The sequence below is a fragment of the Streptomyces sp. NPDC052396 genome, assembly GCF_044593195.1.
Lineage (GTDB): Bacteria > Actinomycetota > Actinomycetes > Streptomycetales > Streptomycetaceae > Streptomyces.
On record NZ_JBIUAW010000013.1, the window covers coordinates 127,468 to 146,684 of the forward strand.

At 71.5% G+C, this 19,217-nt stretch carries 16 protein-coding genes; 5 read left to right on the forward strand and 11 right to left on the reverse strand.

Features of this window, described 5'->3' with window-relative positions:
- Positions 1-109: 109 nt before the first annotated feature.
- Complete coding sequence (locus ACIHFE_RS28810) at positions 110-1,345, reverse strand: MFS transporter (RefSeq protein WP_400111107.1); 1,236 nt, start codon at positions 1,343-1,345, stop codon at positions 110-112.
- A gap of 172 nt (positions 1,346-1,517) precedes the next feature.
- Here ACIHFE_RS28810 and ACIHFE_RS28815 point away from each other — a divergent pair, with 172 nt between their 5' ends.
- The 3 genes from ACIHFE_RS28815 to ACIHFE_RS28825 are packed head-to-tail and all read left to right on the forward strand — an operon-like array spanning position 1,518 to position 7,181.
- Positions 1,518-2,303, forward strand: coding sequence for a thioesterase II family protein (locus ACIHFE_RS28815; RefSeq protein WP_400111109.1), 786 nt, complete (start codon positions 1,518-1,520; stop codon positions 2,301-2,303).
- Positions 2,300-5,356 carry an amino acid adenylation domain-containing protein gene (locus ACIHFE_RS28820; RefSeq protein WP_400111111.1) on the forward strand — a complete coding sequence of 1,019 codons (3,057 nt, stop codon included), beginning with the start codon at positions 2,300-2,302 and terminating at the stop codon, positions 5,354-5,356. Before ACIHFE_RS28815 ends, ACIHFE_RS28820 begins: the two co-directional genes overlap by 4 nt.
- Before the next feature lies 1 nt (position 5,357).
- Entirely contained in the window at positions 5,358-7,181 is a 1,824-nt protein-coding gene (locus tag ACIHFE_RS28825; RefSeq protein WP_400111113.1) for a RiPP maturation radical SAM C-methyltransferase, read from the forward strand.
- Between the two features lie 2 nt (positions 7,182-7,183).
- Here ACIHFE_RS28825 and ACIHFE_RS28830 read toward each other — a convergent pair whose 3' ends face one another.
- Genes ACIHFE_RS28830 through ACIHFE_RS28860 form a run of 7 tightly spaced genes read right to left on the reverse strand, consistent with a single transcriptional unit; the run spans position 7,184 to position 13,127 of the window.
- A complete protein-coding gene (locus tag ACIHFE_RS28830) occupies positions 7,184-7,993 on the reverse strand; it encodes an LLM class flavin-dependent oxidoreductase (protein WP_400111115.1) in 810 nt (269 codons plus the stop codon).
- Positions 7,990-8,157, reverse strand: coding sequence for a lysine biosynthesis protein LysW (gene lysW / locus ACIHFE_RS28835; RefSeq protein ID WP_400111117.1), 168 nt, complete (start codon positions 8,155-8,157; stop codon positions 7,990-7,992). Before lysW ends, ACIHFE_RS28830 begins: the two co-directional genes overlap by 4 nt.
- Before the next feature lie 18 nt (positions 8,158-8,175).
- Positions 8,176-9,150 (reverse strand): transketolase family protein, encoded by a 975-nt coding sequence (locus ACIHFE_RS28840; RefSeq protein ID WP_400111119.1) that lies wholly within the window; start codon positions 9,148-9,150, stop codon positions 8,176-8,178.
- Positions 9,147-9,980 carry a transketolase gene (locus ACIHFE_RS28845; protein ID WP_400111121.1) on the reverse strand — a complete coding sequence of 278 codons (834 nt, stop codon included), beginning with the start codon at positions 9,978-9,980 and terminating at the stop codon, positions 9,147-9,149. The genes ACIHFE_RS28840 and ACIHFE_RS28845 overlap by 4 nt, the downstream gene beginning before the upstream one ends.
- On the reverse strand, positions 9,977-11,242 hold the full coding sequence (locus ACIHFE_RS28850; RefSeq protein WP_400111123.1) for a DegT/DnrJ/EryC1/StrS family aminotransferase: 1,266 nt from the start codon (positions 11,240-11,242) through the stop codon (positions 9,977-9,979). Before ACIHFE_RS28850 ends, ACIHFE_RS28845 begins: the two co-directional genes overlap by 4 nt.
- A complete protein-coding gene (locus tag ACIHFE_RS28855; protein WP_400111125.1) occupies positions 11,239-12,096 on the reverse strand; it encodes a RimK family alpha-L-glutamate ligase in 858 nt (285 codons plus the stop codon). The genes ACIHFE_RS28850 and ACIHFE_RS28855 overlap by 4 nt, the downstream gene beginning before the upstream one ends.
- A complete protein-coding gene (locus ACIHFE_RS28860; RefSeq protein ID WP_400111126.1) occupies positions 12,090-13,127 on the reverse strand; it encodes a M20/M25/M40 family metallo-hydrolase in 1,038 nt (345 codons plus the stop codon). Before ACIHFE_RS28860 ends, ACIHFE_RS28855 begins: the two co-directional genes overlap by 7 nt.
- 252 nt (positions 13,128-13,379) lie before the next feature.
- Between ACIHFE_RS28860 and ACIHFE_RS28865 the strand changes: the two genes are divergently transcribed.
- Positions 13,380-15,281: a cobalamin-dependent protein gene (locus ACIHFE_RS28865; RefSeq protein ID WP_400111128.1), complete on the forward strand. Its 1,902-nt coding sequence runs from the start codon at positions 13,380-13,382 to the stop codon at positions 15,279-15,281.
- A 59-nt stretch (positions 15,282-15,340) separates the two neighbouring features.
- On the opposite strand, the gene ACIHFE_RS28870 is transcribed toward ACIHFE_RS28865, so the two are convergent.
- Entirely contained in the window at positions 15,341-16,087 is a 747-nt protein-coding gene (locus tag ACIHFE_RS28870; protein ID WP_400111183.1) for an SDR family NAD(P)-dependent oxidoreductase, read from the reverse strand.
- Between the two features lie 37 nt (positions 16,088-16,124).
- Positions 16,125-16,880 (reverse strand): SDR family oxidoreductase, encoded by a 756-nt coding sequence (locus ACIHFE_RS28875; RefSeq protein ID WP_400111130.1) that lies wholly within the window; start codon positions 16,878-16,880, stop codon positions 16,125-16,127.
- Positions 16,881-16,956: 76 nt separating this feature from the next.
- On the opposite strand from ACIHFE_RS28875, the gene ACIHFE_RS28880 reads away from it, so the two are divergent.
- Positions 16,957-18,165: a cytochrome P450 gene (locus tag ACIHFE_RS28880; RefSeq protein WP_400111131.1), complete on the forward strand. Its 1,209-nt coding sequence runs from the start codon at positions 16,957-16,959 to the stop codon at positions 18,163-18,165.
- A 134-nt stretch (positions 18,166-18,299) separates the two neighbouring features.
- On the opposite strand, the gene ACIHFE_RS28885 is transcribed toward ACIHFE_RS28880, so the two are convergent.
- Entirely contained in the window at positions 18,300-19,136 is an 837-nt protein-coding gene (locus ACIHFE_RS28885) for an NAD(P)H-binding protein (RefSeq protein WP_400111133.1), read from the reverse strand.
- Positions 19,137-19,217: the final 81 nt, after the last annotated feature.

Below are 19,217 nucleotides of genomic sequence, written 5' to 3' on the forward strand. Positions count from 1 at the left end.
TCCCCCGTTCTCCCAAGAATCCGCCAACCAGGCGTATACGGGGCGTCGTTGCCCGGCCGACGACCGGTGCAACCGGAGGAAACACCAAGGGGAAACGCGGATGGAGAGCCTAGGCGGAGCCTTCCGCGGCCTCGGCCTGGGCCTCACCTGCCGTGGCCGGCGCCGCCGTGGCCGCGAACCGCTCCGGGCGGACCAGCAGGGAGACGCCGGAAGCGAGGGCCGCCGCCACGGCGGCGCCCAGGAAAACCCGCTCCGCCGAGCCGCCGTCCCCGCCGGCCAGCTGCCCGGCGAGGGCCGAACCAACCCCGTAGCCCGCCCACATAAAGGTGCTCATCCAGGCGAAGGCCTCGGTGCGGTGCTCCTCGGGGGCCGCCTTGCCCAGGACCACCTGGTGCAGGGTGTCCCGGGGTCCGCCGACCAGGCCGACCAGCAGCAGGAGCACACCGGCCAGTGCCAGCGCGGACACCTGGCCGACCGCCACCAGCAGCACCGCGGAAGCGGCGTGGTACAAGGCCAGTTGGCGCTGGGGACGCCCCTTGCGTTCCCGCGCACCGTAGATCAGGGCACTGATCACCGCGCCGGCGGACAGCACACTGAGCAGCACCCCGGACGCACCGCTGGAGCCCCGGTCGGAGGCCAGGGCCGCGATGGCCACCACCATTCCGCCATAGGCCAGGGTGTCGCAGACGATGATGCCCAGCAGGACCCGCACCTGGCCATGGGCCAGCGGGCCCAGCGGCCGGCGGCCGGCCGGGGCGGGCTTCCGGGCGGGCAGCGGTACCGACAGCAGCAGCAGAACGCCGGCCAGGGTGCCGCAACCCGCCATCGCCACCGCCGCGTTGGGCGAGGTGAAGGCCAGCAGCCCGGTCACCACCAGCGGCCCGGTGACAAACATGGCCTCATTGACCACGGCATCCAGCGCGAACGCGGTCTCCAGCCGCTCCTTGGGTACCAGCCCGGGCCAGCTGGAGCGCACCACGGGCCCGGCCGGGGGAGTGGTGAGCCCCAGCGCGGCCGCACAGCCGATGAGCACCCCCAGTGGTGCCGACCGGGCCAGGGCCAGCAAAAGAGCGGCATAGGCGAACAGATGGGCCGTCAGATAGCCGATCAGCACCCGGCGCGGCTGGAGCCGGTCGACCAGCCGGCCCGCCACCGGCACCGCAACCGCCAGGGTGGTGGCATAACCGGAGAGCACGCCGCCGCCGGCGCTGTAGGAGTCCCGGGAGGAGTTCACCGCGAGCAGTAGCCCCAGACTGAGCACCGGCGCCGCGATCCGGGTGAGGGCCGCCGAGATGACCAGCCGTACCACCTCACGCTGGGCGAACAGGGCCAGATAAGCGCGCATCCGCACTCTCCCCACGGGTCGTTGCCGTGCCCACCGCGCCAAGTAGCCCACTGCGAAGGTGTGTTCATGGAACGGCAGTCTGGTTATTGCTGCCTCGCGTGCTCGGCCGTCATACTCGCACAGGCGTCACCGCTTTTTGCAGCGTGCGGCCAACCTGACGGAAGGGGCAGGCGTGGCGAAGGGCAGCGGTTGGCTGCTGGGCGACCCTGCCCGCCGCCGGCACCCGGTACAGCTGCTGTGCCTGCCGCACGCGGGTGGCTCGGCGTCCCACTACCGCCGATGGCTCAGCGCCTTCACCGCCCATGTCGATGTACTGCCGGTGCAGTTGCCCGGCCGGGAGAACCGCATCCAGGAACCACCGGTGACCGACCTGCCGCACCTGGTCGGCCAGCTCGCCGAGGCGGTACGGCGGGCCGGGCTGGAGCGGATCGCCCTGTTCGGGCACAGCATGGGCGCCATCCTGGCCGTGAAGCTCTGCCAGGCGCTGGAACGTTCCGGCACCGAGATACACCATGTGTTCGTCTCCGGCCACGCGGGCCCGGAACTGACCGTCGGGGCCGGTTCGCCGCTGGCCGTGGGATACCGCGACAGCGATGAGGCCCTGATCAACTCCGTGGTGCTGCTGGACGATTCGGCCCGCGCGGCGCTGGACAACCGTGAGCTGCGCGCCATGTTCCTCAACGTCCTGCGGTCCGACCTGCGCCTGATGGCACACGCACCGCTGGGCACCGAACGCCTGCGGGCCCCGGTCACCGTGCTGGGCGGCCGGGACGACCCCTTGCTGGCCGGCCGGGACCTCAGCCAGTGGTCCCGGCTGACCTGCGGCGAGGTGACGGTCCACCGGTTTCCCGGCGGCCACTTCTATCTGACCACCCAGGCCGAGGCCGTGCTGCCGGTGCTCCGCGGACGGCTGGGCCTGAGCCTTGAGCCGATCCCCGACGAGGTGAGCGTGGAATGACCGAAGACGCCCGGCGGGCGCGGCTGTCCGCCGCGCAGCTGCGTCTGTTCACCGAGGAACACCTCTACCGGACCGAGGCCGCCTACGCGGTCGCCAGCGGACTGCGGCTGGCCGGACCGGTCGACGCCACCGCGCTGCGCACCGCGCTGACCGCGGTCACCGACCGCCACGAACCACTGCGCACCTCCTTCGAACTGGTCCGGGGCACACCGTGCCGGCTCATCCGGGAACAGGCGGAACCCGAACTGGTCCACCTGGACCTGTCCGGCCACCCCGCCGCCAAGCGGACCCGGATCGCCCGCGACCACCTCGCCCAGGCCCAGGCCACCCCCTTCGACCTGACCCAAGCCCCGCTGTTCCGGGCGCTGTTGCTCACCCTCGGCCCGGATGAACACTGGCTCCTGCTGACGCTGCATCATCTGGTGACCGACGGCTGGGGAATGTCGGTCCTCTGGCGCGACCTGGGCCTGGCCTATGCGGCCGCCCTGGCCGGCCAGGCCCCGCCGTTCACCCCACTGGAACACTCCTACAGCGATCATGTCCACCGCCATGGCGAGGAGTTGACCGGAGCCCGGCTGGAACGCCTGCTGACCCACTGGCGCCACCGGCTGGCCCCGCCACTGCCCCGCTCCGCGCTCCCGCCGGACCGGCCCCGTCCCGCCGAACGCACCTTCGCCGGCGCCTGCCACTCCTTCACCCTGCCCCCGCACCTGGTGCACGCCGTACGCGAACTGTCCGCCCGCAACCGGACCACCCCGTTCGCGGTGCTGCTGGCCGCCTTCGCCTGCCTGCTCCAGCGCTACAGCGGAGAGGACGAGGTGATCGTGGGCGTACCCCTGGCCGGCCGGACCCGCCCGGAGACCCTGGACCTCGTCGGCCACCTGGTGAACCCGCTGCCCCTGAGGCTGCGGCCCGACCCGGGAATGACGGTGGACCAGCTCACCACCCAGGCCCACCACCGGACCCTGGAGGCCGTCGACCACCAGGACCTGCCCTTCGACCGGCTGGTCCACGCCGTGGAACCGCACCGTGACCGCAGTGTGCACCCGCTGTTCCAGACCCTGTTCAGCGTCCAGGACATCCCGGAGGCCGGGGTCGACTTCCCCGGGGTGCCCAGCAGCGCCCTGCCGCTGCCGCCCGGCCGCACCACCGTGCTCGACCTCAGCGTGCTCTTCCACGATCTGGGCACCGGCATCGAGGGCTTTATCGAGTACCGCCGCGATCTGTTCGAGGCGGCCACCATCGAGCGCCTCGCCGGAAACCTGTGCACCCTGCTGGCCGGGGCCGCCCGCCCGGCAGCCACCGTGGACGGCCTGACCATCGAATCCGACCAACCACCGCCACCCGCAGCGCAGTTGGACGGCAATCCTGCCGTCGTCCCGGTGCACACCCTGGTCGAACGCCACGCGGACCGCACCCCCGAGGCAATCGCCCTATGCCCCGCCGACGGAGAGCGGCTGACCTACGCGGAGCTGGACCGGCGGGCCAACCGGCTGGCCCGGGTGCTGGCCGCGTCGGGCGTCGGCCCGGAACGGCTGGTGGGCATCCGGCTGCCCCGGGGCACCGACCTGGCGGTGGCCGCGCTGGCGGTACTCAAGGCTGGCGGCGCCTATCTGCCGCTGGACCCCGACCACCCACCGCACCGGCTCCGGCGCATCGTGGCCGACGCCCGCCCCTGCCTCGTCCTGGACAGCCTGCCGCCCAGCCAGGACCAGCCGGACGAACGGCTCGCCCGGCCCGTCCACCCGGCCCAACTGGCCTATGTCTGCTACACCTCGGGCTCCACCGGCCGCCCCAAGGGCGTCATGGTCACCCATGCCGCCCTGGCCAACTTCGTCACCGGACAGCCCATGTCACCCCGCCCCGACGATGTGGTGGGCGCGCATTTCTCCCCCGCCTTCGACGCCTCGGCCCATGAACTGTGGAGCACCCTGTGCGCCGGAGCCCAACTGCTGACGGCCCCCGGCGGCCGGCTGGAACCCCAGGACTACCGGGAACTCACCCGCCAGGCCACCGCACTGCTGCTCACCCCGGGCCTGTTCGCGGTGCTGGCCGAACACGACCAGCAGGCCCTGGCCCGGCTGCGCCACCTCAACCTCGGCGCCGACCAGCTGGACCCGGACCCGGTGGCCCGGCTGCGCCGCGGCCCCGGGCTCACCACGCTCAACTGCTATGGCCCCACCGAGTGCACGGTGGCCGCCACCACCGGCGACGCGCTGCGCCGCACCCCCTTCGGCCGGGTGCCCATCGGACACCCGCTGGCCGGAGTGACCGTCCATGTCCTGGACCGCCGGCTGCGGCCGGTGCCCCCCGGAGTGCCCGGCGAGCTCTACCTCGGCGGCGCGGGGCTGGCCCGGGGCTACGCCGGCGCGCCCGCGCTCACCGCCGAACGCTTTGTGGCCAGCCCCCGGGAGCCGGGCGCCCGGCTCTACCGCACCGGGGACATGGTGCGCCAACTCCCCGACGGCGCCCTGGAGATGCTGGGCCGGGACGACGACCAAGTGAAGATCCGCGGCTTCCGGGTGGAGCCGGCGGAGGTCGAGGAGGCGCTGCGCGCCCACCCCCTGGTGCGCTCCGCCGTGGTGGTGGCCCGCGGCGAGGCCGACCGCCGGGAGCTCATCGGCTATCTCATTCCCGTCCGCCGCACCCCGGACCCGGCCGCCACCGTCCTGGACGAGCTGAGAAAACGACTGCCCGGCTATCTGGTGCCCTCGGCACTGGTGGTGCTGGACGCGTTCCCGCTGACCGCCAATGGCAAGACCGACCGGGCCCGGCTGCCCGACCCGCCCGCCGCCGCACGCCCCGCGCCCGAACAGGCCCTGACCCCCACCGAGCGGCTGCTGGCCGAGGTGTGGGCAGAGGTCCTGGAGACCCCGGACATCGGGCCGGAGGACGACTTCTTCGAAATCGGCGGGGACTCGCTCAGCGCCCTGCGCGTGGTGGCCGAACTCGCCGAGCATGGACTCTCGCTGGCCCTGGGCGACCTCTACCGGCTGGCCACGGTCCGGGAGTGCGCGCGAGAGCTGGATGCCCGGCCCCCGGAAGGAGCGTGACATGCTCAAGGTCGCCCTGGTCAATATGCCGTTCGGGGACTGGAACCGGCCGTCCTTCGCCCTCAGCCAGCTGAAGTCCCTGCTCGACCGGGAGTTCCCCGGCGAGATCCGCACCGAGGTGCACTACCCCAACCTGGACTTCGTACGGTACTTCGGCCCCGACCTCTACGACTCCCTCGCCGGCGGCCTGGACCACCTGCTGTCCGGCCTGGGGGAGTGGCTGTTCCGGCAGGTGGCCTTCCCCGAACTGCCCGACAACACCGAGGACTACTTCCAGCGCTACTACCGCGGGCGCCGCTGGCGGGAGTTCCGCGACCGGATCGTCGAACTGCGCACGACCCTGCCGGAGCACTGCGCTCAACTGGCCGGCCGCTATGACCTGGCCGGCGCCGATGTGGTCGGCTTCACCTCGATGTTCGCCCAGAACCTGCCCAGCATGGCCATGGCCCGGCTGGTCAAGGAACGTTCGCCCGGCACCCTCACCGTCATGGGCGGCGCCAACTGCGAGGCACCCATGGGCACGGTGATCGCCGCCGAAGTCCCCGCGGTGGACTATGTCTTCTCCGGCCCGGCGCTGCACACCTTCCCGGACTTCCTGCGCTGCCTGCTGGACGGCGAACCGGACCGGGCCCACACCCTGCCGGGCGTCATCACCCGCCGCAACCACACCCAGGCCCGCTACGGCCTGGCGGTGGGCCGGGACCGTGACATCGACGACTTCTTCCCGCCGGACTTCCACTCGTTCGTCACCGCGTTCTCCGCCGAACGCGCCCTGCTGGACGGCCCCGCCGCCGCCACCGAGCCCGTGCTCCCCTTCGAGACCTCCCGGGGCTGCTGGTGGGGCCAGCGCTCCCACTGCACCTTCTGCGGCCTCAACGGCCTGGGCATGGGCTACCGATCGATGAGCCCCAAGACGGCCCTGCGCCAGTTCGAGGCGCTCTTCGCGCACGCCCCCTGGTGCACCTCCTTCGCCTGCACCGACAACATCATGCCCAAGTCGTTCCCCAAGGAGGTATTCGCCGAACTCCGGCCCCCCGCTGGGGCATCCCTCTTCTACGAAATCAAACTACCCATCGCCGAACAAGATTTGAGGACCATGGCGGCCGCCGGGGTCAGCCGGGTGCAGCCGGGTGTCGAGGCACTGTCCACCACCACCCTGTCCCTGATGCGCAAGGGCACCACGGCCTTCCTCAACCTCCAGTTCCTGCGCAACTGCCTGCGCCATGCCCTCACCCCCGAGTGGAACCTCCTGATGGGCTTCCCCGGCGAACCCGCCGAGGTCTACGAGAAATACGCCGACGACCTGCCCCTGCTGGCCCATCTGCCGCCACCCACCGGCGCGCACCTGGTCCGCTTCGACCGGTTCAGCCCGTACCACACCCAGCCCGAGGAGTACGGCCTGGATCTGCGACCGCTGCCGTTCTACGGAATGCTCTACCCCTTCGACGAACCGGCACTGGAGCGGGTGGCCTACTTCTTCGCCGACCACAACCGCTCACCCGCCGCCCTCAACGCCGTCCGCTGGCTCGGTCCGTTGAACCAGACCATCGCCGACTGGCGCCAACGCTGGCGCGAGGAACGCCCGGTGCTGACGCTGCGCGGAGACCGGGTGTATGACACCCGCTGGGGCGAGGACCGCCCCTTCACGGTGGACGCCGTAGGCGAGCGGCTGCTGCGCAGACTCCTCTCGCCTGCCAGACCGGACCGCCTGGCCCGCGAACTCGGCCTCACAGCAGGCGACGTGGACGGGCGGCTGGCCGAGTTCGACGGACGGCGGGTGCTGTTCCGGGAGGGCGGGCAGGTGCTGAGTCTGGTGAGCGTCTGAGGTCAGAGCCGCGGCGGCCCCGCCGCGATGCGATCGCGCACCTCGGGCAGTGAGATGTCCCACGGCGGCGGGGTGTCCACCCACCAGGTGGCGCCGGCCGCCGCGTAGTCCGCCGGGTTGCCGTCCCGGTCGCTGATCACCAGGTCGAAGCCCGGCCGGTCCGCCAGACCCACCCGGTGCGCGATATCCGCCACCTCCGACTTGGAGAACGGTACCGGGGTGCCCTTCAACGGCACATAGCCGTCCCAGCGCAGCGCCCGCTCCAGTGGACCGCGCAACGGCCACTGCCCGCCCACCCACACCGGAATCCGCGGCCGCTGCACCGGAGCCGGCAGGAACCGGGCCTGGTGGACGCGGTGGTGCGCACCGGAGAAGCTGAAGGTTTCACCGGACCACAGTCCGGCCAGTACGGCCAGCGACTCGTCCAGCACCGCCGCCCGGGTGCGGGCATCGGTGGCCGGCTCGCCGAGGTCGTCGAACTCCTGGGGGAAGGCGCCCGATCCGGCGCCGAGGGTCAGCCTGCCGCCGCTGAGCCGGTCCAGGCTCACTGTCTCCCGGGCCACCTTCTGGGGGCGGCGCCGGGGGAGCGGGGTGACCAGCGGGCCGATCCGGATGTGCTGGGTGTGCAGGGCCACGGCCGTCAGCGCGATCCAGGGGTCGGCGGCCTCCTCGGCCCACGGCCAGACCACATGGTCCCAGAGGAAGAAGCCGTCCCAGCCCGACTCCTCGGCGGAGGCGGCCAGTTGGGCGAGCAGGCGGATGTCGGCGAACTCCCCGAACGTCGGTACATTCACCCCACAGCGCAGGCTCATTCGCCCCAGTCCTCCTCGATCTCGGGGGCCAGCGCCAGAACCACCGGGTCCAGCCCGACCACCTCCAGTTCCGACCGGCACTCGGTACAGGCCACGATTTCGTGACGCCGCAGCGGGCCGGTCGCCCGCACCTCGCTCTCGCACTCCGGGCAGCTCAATGCCATGGTCTGCTCTCCTTTTCGTCAACTCCGTTGGTCCGCACGCCGGTTCTCGGGGGAGACGAGCCGGACGGCCGCCTGGACGATCCGTTCCTCGGTGATTCCGGCCAGCGCCAACAACTCGCTCTCATCGCCTACTTGGTCCATATGGGCGGTGGCCGCACCCATCCGGGCCACCGGGCATGGTGCGGCGGCGCACACCGCCTCGCACACCGCGCCGCCCAGCCCGCCGGCCACCAGATGGTCCTCCACGGTGACGATGCCGGCCGTCTCCCGGGCGGCGCGCAGCACGGCCGCCTCGTCCAGCGGACTTATGGTGTGCATATTCAGCACGCGGGCCGAAATCCCCTGGCGGGACAGCGAGGTGCGGGCGGCCAGCGCCAGGCCGACCGGCAGCGGGCCGGTGGCGATCAGTGTCACCTCGTTCCCGGCCGCCAGCTCCACGGCGCGGCCCACCGTGAAGGGATAGGGCTCGCGGTACACCAGCGGGGTGGGCGACCGGCCCAGCCGGATGAACACCGGTCCCGGCAGCTGGACGGAGGCGCGCACGGCGTATGCGGTTTCCACGGTGTCCGCCGGGACCAGCACCGTCAGGTTCGGCATGGTCCGCAGCACGGCCAGATCCGCCGGCGCATGGTGGGTCGGGCCGTAGTGGCCGGCCGACAGGCCGCCATGGCTGCCCACGATCCGTACCGACAGGCCGGCCGCGGCCACATCGTTTCTGAGCTGCTCGGCGGCGCGTGCGGTGGCGAAGGCGCTCATGGTGTTGGCGAACGGAATCAGGCCCGTGGAGGCGAGTCCGGCGGACAGGCTCAGTAGATGGGCCTCGGCGATGCCGACATTGATGTACCGCAGGGGCAGTTCGGCCCCGAAGGTGTCCGCCAGCCCGCCGGTGTCCGAGTCGACACAGACGATCCGTTCATCGGCGCGGGCCAGTTCCAGCAGGACCCGGCGGTAGGTCTCCCGGGTGCTTCCCGCATGCAGTTCCGCCCAGTTCACGGTGCGCGTCCTGGTCCGCCGCGCAGCGAGGCCAGCGCCCGCTCGTACAACCGGGGGGTGAGCTTCACATAGTGGCTCTTGCCGCGGTCCTCGAAGAAGGACACCCCACGGCCCTTGACGGTCCGGGCGATGACCACGCTGGGCCGGTCCGGCGCCAGGGGCAGCGAGGCGAAGACCTGGCACAGGGCCGGCAGGTCGTGCCCGTCGACCTCCGCACACTCCCAGCCGAAGGCGCGCCACCGCCCGGCCAGCGGCTCCAGCGGCACACACTCCTCGGTCCGGCCGGAGATCTGCCAGCCGTTGCGGTCCACCACGGCGATCAGGTTGTCCAGGCCGAACCGGGGCGAGGACATCACCGCCTCCCAGTTGGAGCCCTCCTGCAACTCCCCGTCGCCCAGCACCGCGAAGGCCCGGCTGGGCCGCCCGGTGCGGCGCGCGCCCAGTGCCACCCCCGCCGCCAGGGACAGCCCATGCCCCAGGGAACCGGTGGCGAAGTCCACCCCGGGCAGCCGGGCCAGCGGATGCCCGGCCAGCCGGCCACCGGACTGTCCGTAGCTCAGGCACTCCTCCGGTGGGAAGAAGCCATGCTGGGACAGGACCGCGTACAGCGCCGCGCTGGCATGCCCCTTGCTGAGCACCAGCCGGTCCCGGTCGGGCCAGTGCGGCTCGGCGGGACGGACGCGCAGCACCCGGGCGTAGAGCACGGTGAGGATGTCCACCACGGACAGGCTGCCGCCGACATGGGTGCCGTGCTCGGTGGCGCCGATCCGCAGAATCGTCTCCCTGGCCCGGTGGGCGCGGGCTGCCAGGTCGCCGTCGCCGTCGCTCATGCCACCTCCTGCCGGGCCAGCGAGGCCAGCAGGTCCAGCTGGCCCCACACCTTGTGGAACGCCTCGGCACAGCGCAACAGCACCTGCCCGCCCGCCGGGTTGAGGTGCCAGCCCTGCAGGGTCAGGGAGTCCTCCAGCACCGCCTCGGTGACCGGATACCGGCCCGTGCGGTAGCCCTCGCGGCCGGCCAGGGCCGGCTGGGCGGGCAGCGGCAGGCACTGGTAGCGGCGCACCGGTACGCCCTCGGCCCGCAGCGCGCGCTCCAGCACCGCCCGCATGGCCCCCGGGGCGACCTCGGGGTGGCCCATGGCACCGACGTCGAAGCGGAACCGCAGCATATGCCAGGCGTGCCGGCGGTCCTCGCCTGTCTGTGGCGACAACAGCCCGGGCAATTCGCTGAGTTGGGACAGCAGCGCCCGTATGTTGCGGTCCCGCCCAGCCGCCCGTTCCGGCAGCGCGGCCAGCTGCCCCAGGGTGAAGGCGGCCTGGAGGGCGCCGAGCTTGGCGTTGCCCGCGACCACCTCCGAGACATAGCCGCGCGGCCCCCGGTCCGGAATGCGCTCACCGAACTGCCGGTGCAGCACCACCCGGTCGTGGAGGGCCGCGTCATCCGTGGTGACCAGCCCGCCCTCACCGGCGGTGGGCAGGTTCTTGGAGACATTGAGGCTGAACGCGGCGATATCGCCCAGGGCGCCGGCCTGCCGCCCCCGGTAGCCGGCGGCATGCGCCTGGGCGGCGTCCTCCACCAGCAACAGCTCATGCCGGGCGGCCAGTTCCCGCAGCTCGTCCATCTCGCAAGGCAGTCCGTGCAGATGGACGGCCATCAGGGCCCGGGTGCGCGGAGTGATCGCGGCCGCGGCCGCGGCCGGGTCCAGGGTGAAGGTCCGCGGGCCGATGTCGGCGAAGACCGGTTCGACCCGCTGCCGCAAGGGTGCGAAGGCACTGGCGACGAATGACAGCGCCGGCACCACGATCTGCGCCCCGGGCTCCAAGTCAGCGGCAGCCAGCGCGAGTTCCAGCGCGGCGGTGCCGCTGGCGACGGCGGCGCAGTGCCGGGTTCCGGTGAACTCGGCCCAGCCGGACTCCAGCCGGCGCACCACCGCGCCGCCGGAGCCCACCGAGGTGAAACCTCCCCGGTCCAGCACCGCCAGCACCGCCGACCGTTCGGCCTCGGTGACCACCGGCCAGGCCAGCCGGGCGCGGTCGCCGTCATCGAGGACCACCGCACGGCTGCCGCCGAACATGGCCAGTCTGCCGCTCACTTCGCCAGCCTTTCGAGTACATAGTCGACATAGCCGGCGACCAGCTTCAGGCCGAGGACCTCGGCGGCGCCATGGAACTCGGGCGTGTGGTTGGCCTCGATGACATACAGCCCGCCGTCGGCATCCTCCACCACATCGATGCCGTACACCCCGGGCCCCAGCGCGGCGGCCGCGTCCCGCAGCACACCGGCCAGCCGGTCGTCGACCGGACAGGGTGAAGTCACCGCGTCCCGGGCGGTGTTGGTGCGCCAGTGCCCGGCGGACCGGTACACCGCGCCCAGGATCTCCTGTCCGGCGACCAGCCCCCTGATGTCCCGGCCGGGCTTGTCCACATACTCCTGGACATAGGTGATCCGCTGCTGGGCGCCGGGCAGCGCCGCCCGGTGCTCCAGCACCGCCTCGGCGGTGTCCGCATCGGTCAGCCGGGCCGCCAGCCGCCCCCAGGAACCGACCAGTGGCTTGACCACCACCGGCAGGCCGAAGCGCGGCAGTTCGCTCAGCACCGCCTGCGGGGTCAGCCCCACCAGGATGCGCGGGGTGGGCACGCCGGCCGCCCGCAGCGCCAGGGTGGTCAGCAGTTTGTCCCCGCAGAGGGCGATCGTCCCCGCGCTGTTGACCACCGGCACCCCGGAGTGCTCCAGCAGCCGCGCGGCATAGTGGGCCCGATGGTGGGACACCTCCCTGGCCAGCGCTCCCCGGTAGGGTGCGGCGGGCCCGTCCGGGCGGAAGACCGTGCTGCGGGTGTCCAGTACCGCACAGCGGATATGCCGGCGCTCCAGCTCCGCCAGCAGCAGCTTCTCCTCGGTGCGCAGCCGCGACAGCAGGACGGCCAGCGGCCGGTCCGAGCTCAGCACGCGTACACCGCCGACCGGGCCGCGTCCCGCCCCAGGGCCTGGGCGAGCAGGTGCAGGGCGTGGGACAGGACATCGATGGACTTCAGGAAGTCGGCCAGGACCAGATGCTCCTCATCGGTGTGATCCAGCCGGGAGTCCCCCGGACCGTAGGCGGCGATGGGCACCGACCACACCGGCCCGACCACATTCATATCGGAGGTGCCCAGCTTGACCTTGGCCCGGGGCGGCCGCACCTGGCGGCGGATGGATTCCGACAGCGCGGCCACCACCGGGTCGGTACGCGGCGAGCGCACGGCCGGCACGTCCTCGGTCACGGTGAGGGTGTCGTCCCCGGCCCGCTCGGCGAGCCAGGCCCGCAGCGCGGCACCGTCGAAGCCCACCGGTGTGCGGCAGGCGAGTTCCACCCGGGCCCGGGTGGCATCGCCCGCCAGGGAGGTGACGGTGGCGATGGGCCGCTCAAAGGCACGGCCGCCCGAGGCCCGGGAAGCCAGGTGGGCCAGCACATCATGGGCGAACTCCACCGCGACCTCAACGGCCTTGGGCTCGGGCCGGCTGGAGTGGGCGGCGGGCCGGGACACCTCCAGCAGGCACCGCAGCACCCCCTTGTAGCCCAGCACCACGCTGTCCAGGCCGCTGGGTTCGCCGATCACCACCGCGTCCGGCCGCTCCCCGCGCAGCAGATGACGGGCGCCGGGCGAGGTGCCCTCCTCACCGACCGCACCCACCACCCTGATCCGGGCGTGCGGGCACGGGGTGCGGGCGGCGGCCCACAGCAGGGCGGCCAGCGGCCCCTTGGCGTCCACCGCGCCCCGGCCGTACAGCACACCGTCGGCCAGGCGCACCGGCAATTGGCCCGGCACCGTGTCCAGATGCCCGAGCAACAGGATGAGCGGGGCATCCGGGGGGCCGGTCTCGGCCACCAGATTGCCGGCCGCGTCCAGCCGTGCGGTCAGGCCCAGTTGGCCGGCCACCGAAACCAGGAACTCGGCCAACTCCCTTTCCGAACCGCTCGGTGAGGGGATCCGGACCATGCGATGGAGCGTTGACGCCGGGCAGGGTCCTCCGCTCACTCTTGGCCTCGCTTTCCGTCTGTGACGAACCGACAGCCGGGGGCCACCATGCCATGGCCAAGGCTCAATGCGCCACCCAAGTACCGTTGCCCGCAAGGCCCTTCACAACGGGGTGCGCGGCGGTGCATCCTTTGGCGAACGTCTGCCCGTTCGCCGGTGTCGGCCCCTTGCCCGGGGGTGCGGTGCCATCAGCCGCTGGGGGAGTCGCAGGGGATGAAGACCGTCACCTTGGTCGAACTCACCGCATTCAGCCGGATAATACCGCTCGCCACCGCCTACCTGAAGAGTTACGCCACCAAGGACCCGGAGATATCCGCCGGTTTCCAGCTGGACATCTATGACGCGCCGGTGACCGAGGACCGGCATGCCGTACTCGCCGAACTGACCAACAGGCAAAGCGATGTCTACGCCCTGAGCTGCTACGTCTGGAACATGGAACTGGTCCGCTGGGTGGTCGACCGGCTGCACGGCAGGTTCCCGGACGCCCGGTTCATCCTGGGCGGCCCGCAGGTCATGCACCAGGCACGCGGCTATGTGCGGCCGGACCAGGAGAACATCCTGGTCTGCGACGGGGAGGGCGAGCGCACCTTCCACCACTACCTCAGAGAACTTCTCACCGATGAACCGGACTTCACCAAGGTGCCCGGCGTCAGCTTCTGGCGTGACGGCGAACTGATCAGCACCCCGAAGCCGGAGCGCATCAAGGACCTCACCGAGATTCCCTCCCCCTTCACCGCCGGCTATTTCGAGAAGGGGAAGTACACCTTCGCCATCCTGGAGTCCAACCGGGGCTGCCCCTACAACTGCGGATTCTGCTTCTGGGGCGCGGCCACCAACTCCAAGGTGAACCGGTTCGAAACCCAGCGCGTACTGGACGACATCACCTGGATGAGCGAGAACGAGTTCACCACGATCTTCCTGGCCGATGCCAACTGGGGAATGGCGCCCCGGGATGTGGAGTTCACCCGGCACATGGTGGACTGCGGCAAACGCACCGGCTATCCCATGATGGTCTCCATGAACGCGGCCAAGAACAAACCCGACCGCGTCGCCGAGATCACCAGAATCCTGGTGAACGGCGGACTGCTCACCAGCCAGCCCATCTCCCTGCAGTCCATGGACACCGAGGTGCTGCGGCTGATCGACCGGAGCAATATCCGCGCGGAAACCTATACGGCACTCCAGCGCACTCTGCGCGAAGAAAAGATCAGCTCCTATATCGAGATGATCTGGCCGCTGCCCGGCGAGTCCACCACCACCTTCAAGGACGGGATGACCGAGCTGTGCCGGTCCAGGGCCGACACCATCCTGGTCTATCCGCAGCTGCTGCTGCACAACACCCCGATCTGTGAGAACCGCGAGGCGCTGGGCATCCAGGTGCGCCGGGTGCCGGACGAGGTGGCGGAGGCGGAGGTGGTGGTCGGTACCAACTGGGTCACCGAGGAGGAGTACCACCAGGGTGTATGGCTGTACTACGCGGTGCAGGCCCTCTACAACCTCAGGGGTCTGTACTTCCTCGCCAACCACCTTGACCGCACAGGTCAGTTGGCATTTGGCGACCTGTTCACCGCCGCCGTGGAGTTCTTCAAGTCCCGTACCCAGGACTCGGAGATCTGCTCCTTCCTAGCCGAATCGGTGGCCGGACTGGGCAACTACTACCTGCTCAACGCAGGCCGGCTGGCCCATGAGATCCTGCACTTCCGGCGGGCCGAATTCGACCGGCTGCTGGCCGAGTTCGTCCGCAGCCAGGACTTCTGGCGCGACGACCGCGCCCGCGCCACTTTTGAACTCGACCTGCTGGCCCGGCCGTACATCTACCGCGAGGACCCGGTACTGCCCGACTACCCCTTTGAGCAGATCACCGTGGCACCCCAGGGCCGGGCAAGCTTCCGGGTGACCGCCCCCGAGGCCGCCACCGCCCTGCTGGCCGAACTCGACCTCTCCGGGCAGCCGGTGGACGGGCCGGTCGTGCTGCGCCACCCGCCCCACCGCAAGCTCGCATATCTGCGCCACCGCCCCCTGGAGGACAACCTCTCCTACTGCCAGGGGATGACCCTGCACTTGCGCCAGATGCTCCCCGAGTGGACGCCGCTGAGGCCCGCGGCGGTCGGCTGACCATGGCCCCGGGACCGGCGTCCCCCGGCCCGGCGGCCCTTGTCCCGGTGGCCCCGGGCTCAGCGGACGGTGCCGCCGGTCACCTGAAGCACGGTGCCGGTGATAAACCCCGCCCCCTCACCGGCCAGGAACGCGATGGCATGGGCGACATCCTCCGGGGTCCCCACCCGGCGCACCGGGGTCTGCTCGGCCACCAGCCGCTGGAAATCCTGGAAGTCCACGCCCAGCCGGGCCGCCGTGGCCGCCGTCATCTCGCTGACGATGTACCCCGGGGCGACGGCGTTCACGGTGATCCCGTCCGGGCCCAGCTCAATGGCCAGGGTCCGGGTCAGGCCCCGTACCCCCGCCTTGGCCGAGGAGTAGTTGGCCTGGTCCCGGCTGCCGTCGGCCGAGGTGCTGGAGACATTGACGATCCGGCCCCAGCCCAGGTCCGTCATATACGGGCGGACGGCCTGGCACAGCAGAAAGGCGCCCCGCAGATTGACGTCCAGCACAACATCCCAGTCATCCCGGGTGAGTTCACCGAGCGGCCGGTCACGGACGACCCCCGCATTGTTGACCAGGACCGCCGGGGCGCCCAGCCGCTCGGCCACCTCCGCCACCGCCCGCCGCACCTCCTCCTCCCGGCTGACATCGGCCCGTACCGTCAGCGCGGTGCCGCCGGCCCGGGCGATCCGCTCCACCACGGACTCCGCCGGGGCCATATCCAGCACCGCCACCGAGGCACCCAGGGCGGCCAGCCGGGCCGCGGTGGCCGCCCCGATGCCACGGGCCGCGCCGGTGACGATGGCCACCCGCCCGTCCAGCCGGCGGCCCGTATCGCGCGGTACGGTCACGGTCACCTCACCCCAGTCCGCCGGTGGCACGCAGATTCTGGCCGTTCACCCAGCGCGCGTCCGGCCCGGCCAGAAAGGCGATCACATCGGCGATGTCCTCGGGACGGCCGATGCGGCGCAGCGGCGTCATCGCCGCCGCCCTGTCGAGCGCCTCCGCCGACTGGGCGGCGCGCAGCATATCGGTGTCCACCGGCCCCGGGGAGACGGTGTTGACCGTGATCCCCCGGACCCCGAGTTCACGGGCCGCCACCAGGGTGAACTGCTCCACCGCCGCCTTGGCCGCCGCATAGACGGCGATCCCGGGGGCGTGCAGCACGGTGTTGACCGAGGAGACATTGATGATCCTGCCGTCCCGGCGCAGTCGCCGCGCCGCCTCCTGGATGAGGAAGAACGCGGCCTTGGCATTGACTGCCATGACCCGGTCGAAATCCTCCTCCGAGGTGTCGGCGATGGCCGCGACCAGGCTCTCGCCCGCGTTGTTCACCAGGATGTCCACACCGCCGAGCCGCTGCTCCGCCTCGTCGAAAACCCGTCTGACGCCCGCGAGTTGGGTGAGATCAGCGGCAATGGCATGGGCCTGACCGCCCTCGGCGGCCACCTCCTCGGCCAGCAGCCGGGCGGCATCCTCGCTGCGTACATAGCCGAAGGCCACGGCGGCACCGTCGGCCGTCAGCCGCCGCACCACCGAGCGCCCGATGCCCCGGGAACCGCCGGTGACCAGCGCGGTACGGCCCTGAAGAACGAGCGTACGTTTCTCCGGCATTGTGCGACCGTAGCAGAGCGCCCGGAGCGGGGGAACGGTGTCACAAACGGTAAATACCCTGTCTGGAGGGAGAGTTGTGGAGACCGCCGAAGAGGTGCACTTCGACCCCTACGACCCACGGGTGACGGAGGACCCCTATCCCTTCTATGCCCTACTCCGGGCGCACGCCCCGGTATACCGCAATGAGGAACGGGACTTCTGGGCCCTCTCCCGGCATGCCGATGTGGTCCGGGCCTGGGTGGACGAGGCACGGTACTCCAGCGCCAACGGCAACAGCATCGAACCGGTGAGCTGGGGCCCCAATGCCCATAAGTACGCCTCCCTGCTGGCCATGGACCCGCCCATGCACACCAGGGTCCGCCGGGCCGTCACCGGCTTCTTCGGCAGCCGCGGCATCGCCCGGCTGCAACCCGCCGTGCACACCCTGGTGCACTCCCTGCTCCAGGAGCTGCGCGGCCGCGACTCCGCCGGCTCCCTCAACTCCTTCGACTTCATACGGGACTTCGCCGACCGTCTTCCGATGCGGGTGCTGTGCCTGCTGATGGGAGTCGAGGAGCGGGACCACGCCCGTCTGCAGGCCCTCGCGGACGCCCAGGTACGCCGGGACCCCGGCGCCCATGACGCCCCGGTACGGGCCATCGAGGCCACCCTGGAACTGATCGCCTACTTCGACGAGTTGGTGCGGCGCCGCCGCCACCGGCCCTGCGAGGACCTGGTCTCCCATCTGCTGGCGCCGGCGCCCGGGGAGCAGCGGGTCACCGGTGAGGAGATCGTCGCCTTCCTCAACACCCTGGCCGCGGCCGGCAATGACACGGTGATCCAGCTGCTGGGCAACGCCTGGTACTGGGCCTCGCGCCACCCCGCCCAGCGGCGGCGGGCCCTGGACGGGGACATCGAGGGCTGGGTGGAGGAAACCCTGCGGTTCGACCCGCCCAACCGCTTCGCCGCCCGCACGCTGGTCGAGGACACCGTGCTGCATGGGGTGGCCGTGCCGGCGGGCGCCCGCATCCTGCTGCTCCCCGGCTCCGCCAACCGGGACCCGGCGGCCTTCCCCGACCCGCACCGCTATGACCTGTCCCGCAAGTCACCGGACAAGGTCTCCTTCGGCGCCGGCCGGCACCGCTGCCTGGGCGCCCGGCTGGCCCGCCTGGAGGCAAGGGTGGCATTGGGCGCGATGGCCGGACTGGTCGCGGACTACGAGGTGGACGAGTCCGCCGCGGAGCGGGTGACGGCGGCGGAGGCGCGAGGGTTCCTGTCGTTGCCCACGGTGGTGCGGTGGCGCTGAGGGGTGGCCTCCATGCGTCAACGGTGAATAACGTCGGTCGTATCTTCCGCTGGTCCGAGTAGTTAGGGATGCGAAGACGGGAGAGGCTCCCGCTCCGCGCCGATCCGGCGCTCCCGCCCTCACCGCTCAGCGCGTCACCGCTGCTGAACGCCCGCTTCCGGTCGGGTGGCGGAGGCGGCCGCGGCAGCCGTGGCCAGCGGGTCGCGGGCCGGGCGGCCGAGCAGGCCGGTGAGGTCGGGGGCGGTGCCGTCCAGGAAACCGTGCCGGATGCCCGTGGCGATCGAGGCGAGCATGGGCGGTTGGAACGGCAGGAGTCCCGGCGTCCGGTGGAGGAGCCTGTGCCGGTACTCGCCCAGGCCGATGGTGCGGTGCGGGACCCCGAGCCGGCCGGCCACCTGACCCGCCGTGATCGGGGTGCCGACGAGGTCGTAAACCCGGCCGCGATGCCCTGCCGGATTCGCCGCCACGATCGCCGCGGCATCGGCGAGATCCTCCCGCGCGACCGCCGCCAGGGCGCCCTCCCCGAACGCGGACTCCACACCGTCTCCGTCTCCGGACCACATCAGCAGGCCGCCGAAGAGTTCGGCGTACAGGCCGTTGCGCAGGATGGTCCAGGGCAACCCGCCGGCCCGCACCAGGCGTTCGGTGGCACGGTGCGCGAGCGCGAAACCGAGATGGTCGCCGGCAGTGGTCAGGCTCGTATAGACGAGGTGACGGACGCCATTACGGACGGCGGCGTCCAGGATCGCTGCATGCCGTCCGACCACCCGGTCGTCCTCGGCATAACCGGCGGAGATCAGCACCAGGGTCGACACCCCGGCGAGATCGAGGCTCAGCCGGTCGTCGAAGTCGAGCCGCCGCATTCCCTCCCCCGGCGTGCGGCTGCCGCCCATCGCGTCGACGCCCCGGGCGCGCAGCGTCGCAAGGGTGGCCGAGCCGAGGTTTCCATTCGCTCCGGTTACCAAGATCATGTCAGTCGCAGTCTTCCGTCGTGGTTCTCATCGGTAACTACGCTTGATCCTTGATCTCACGCCCACCGGCCACAAGAAGGC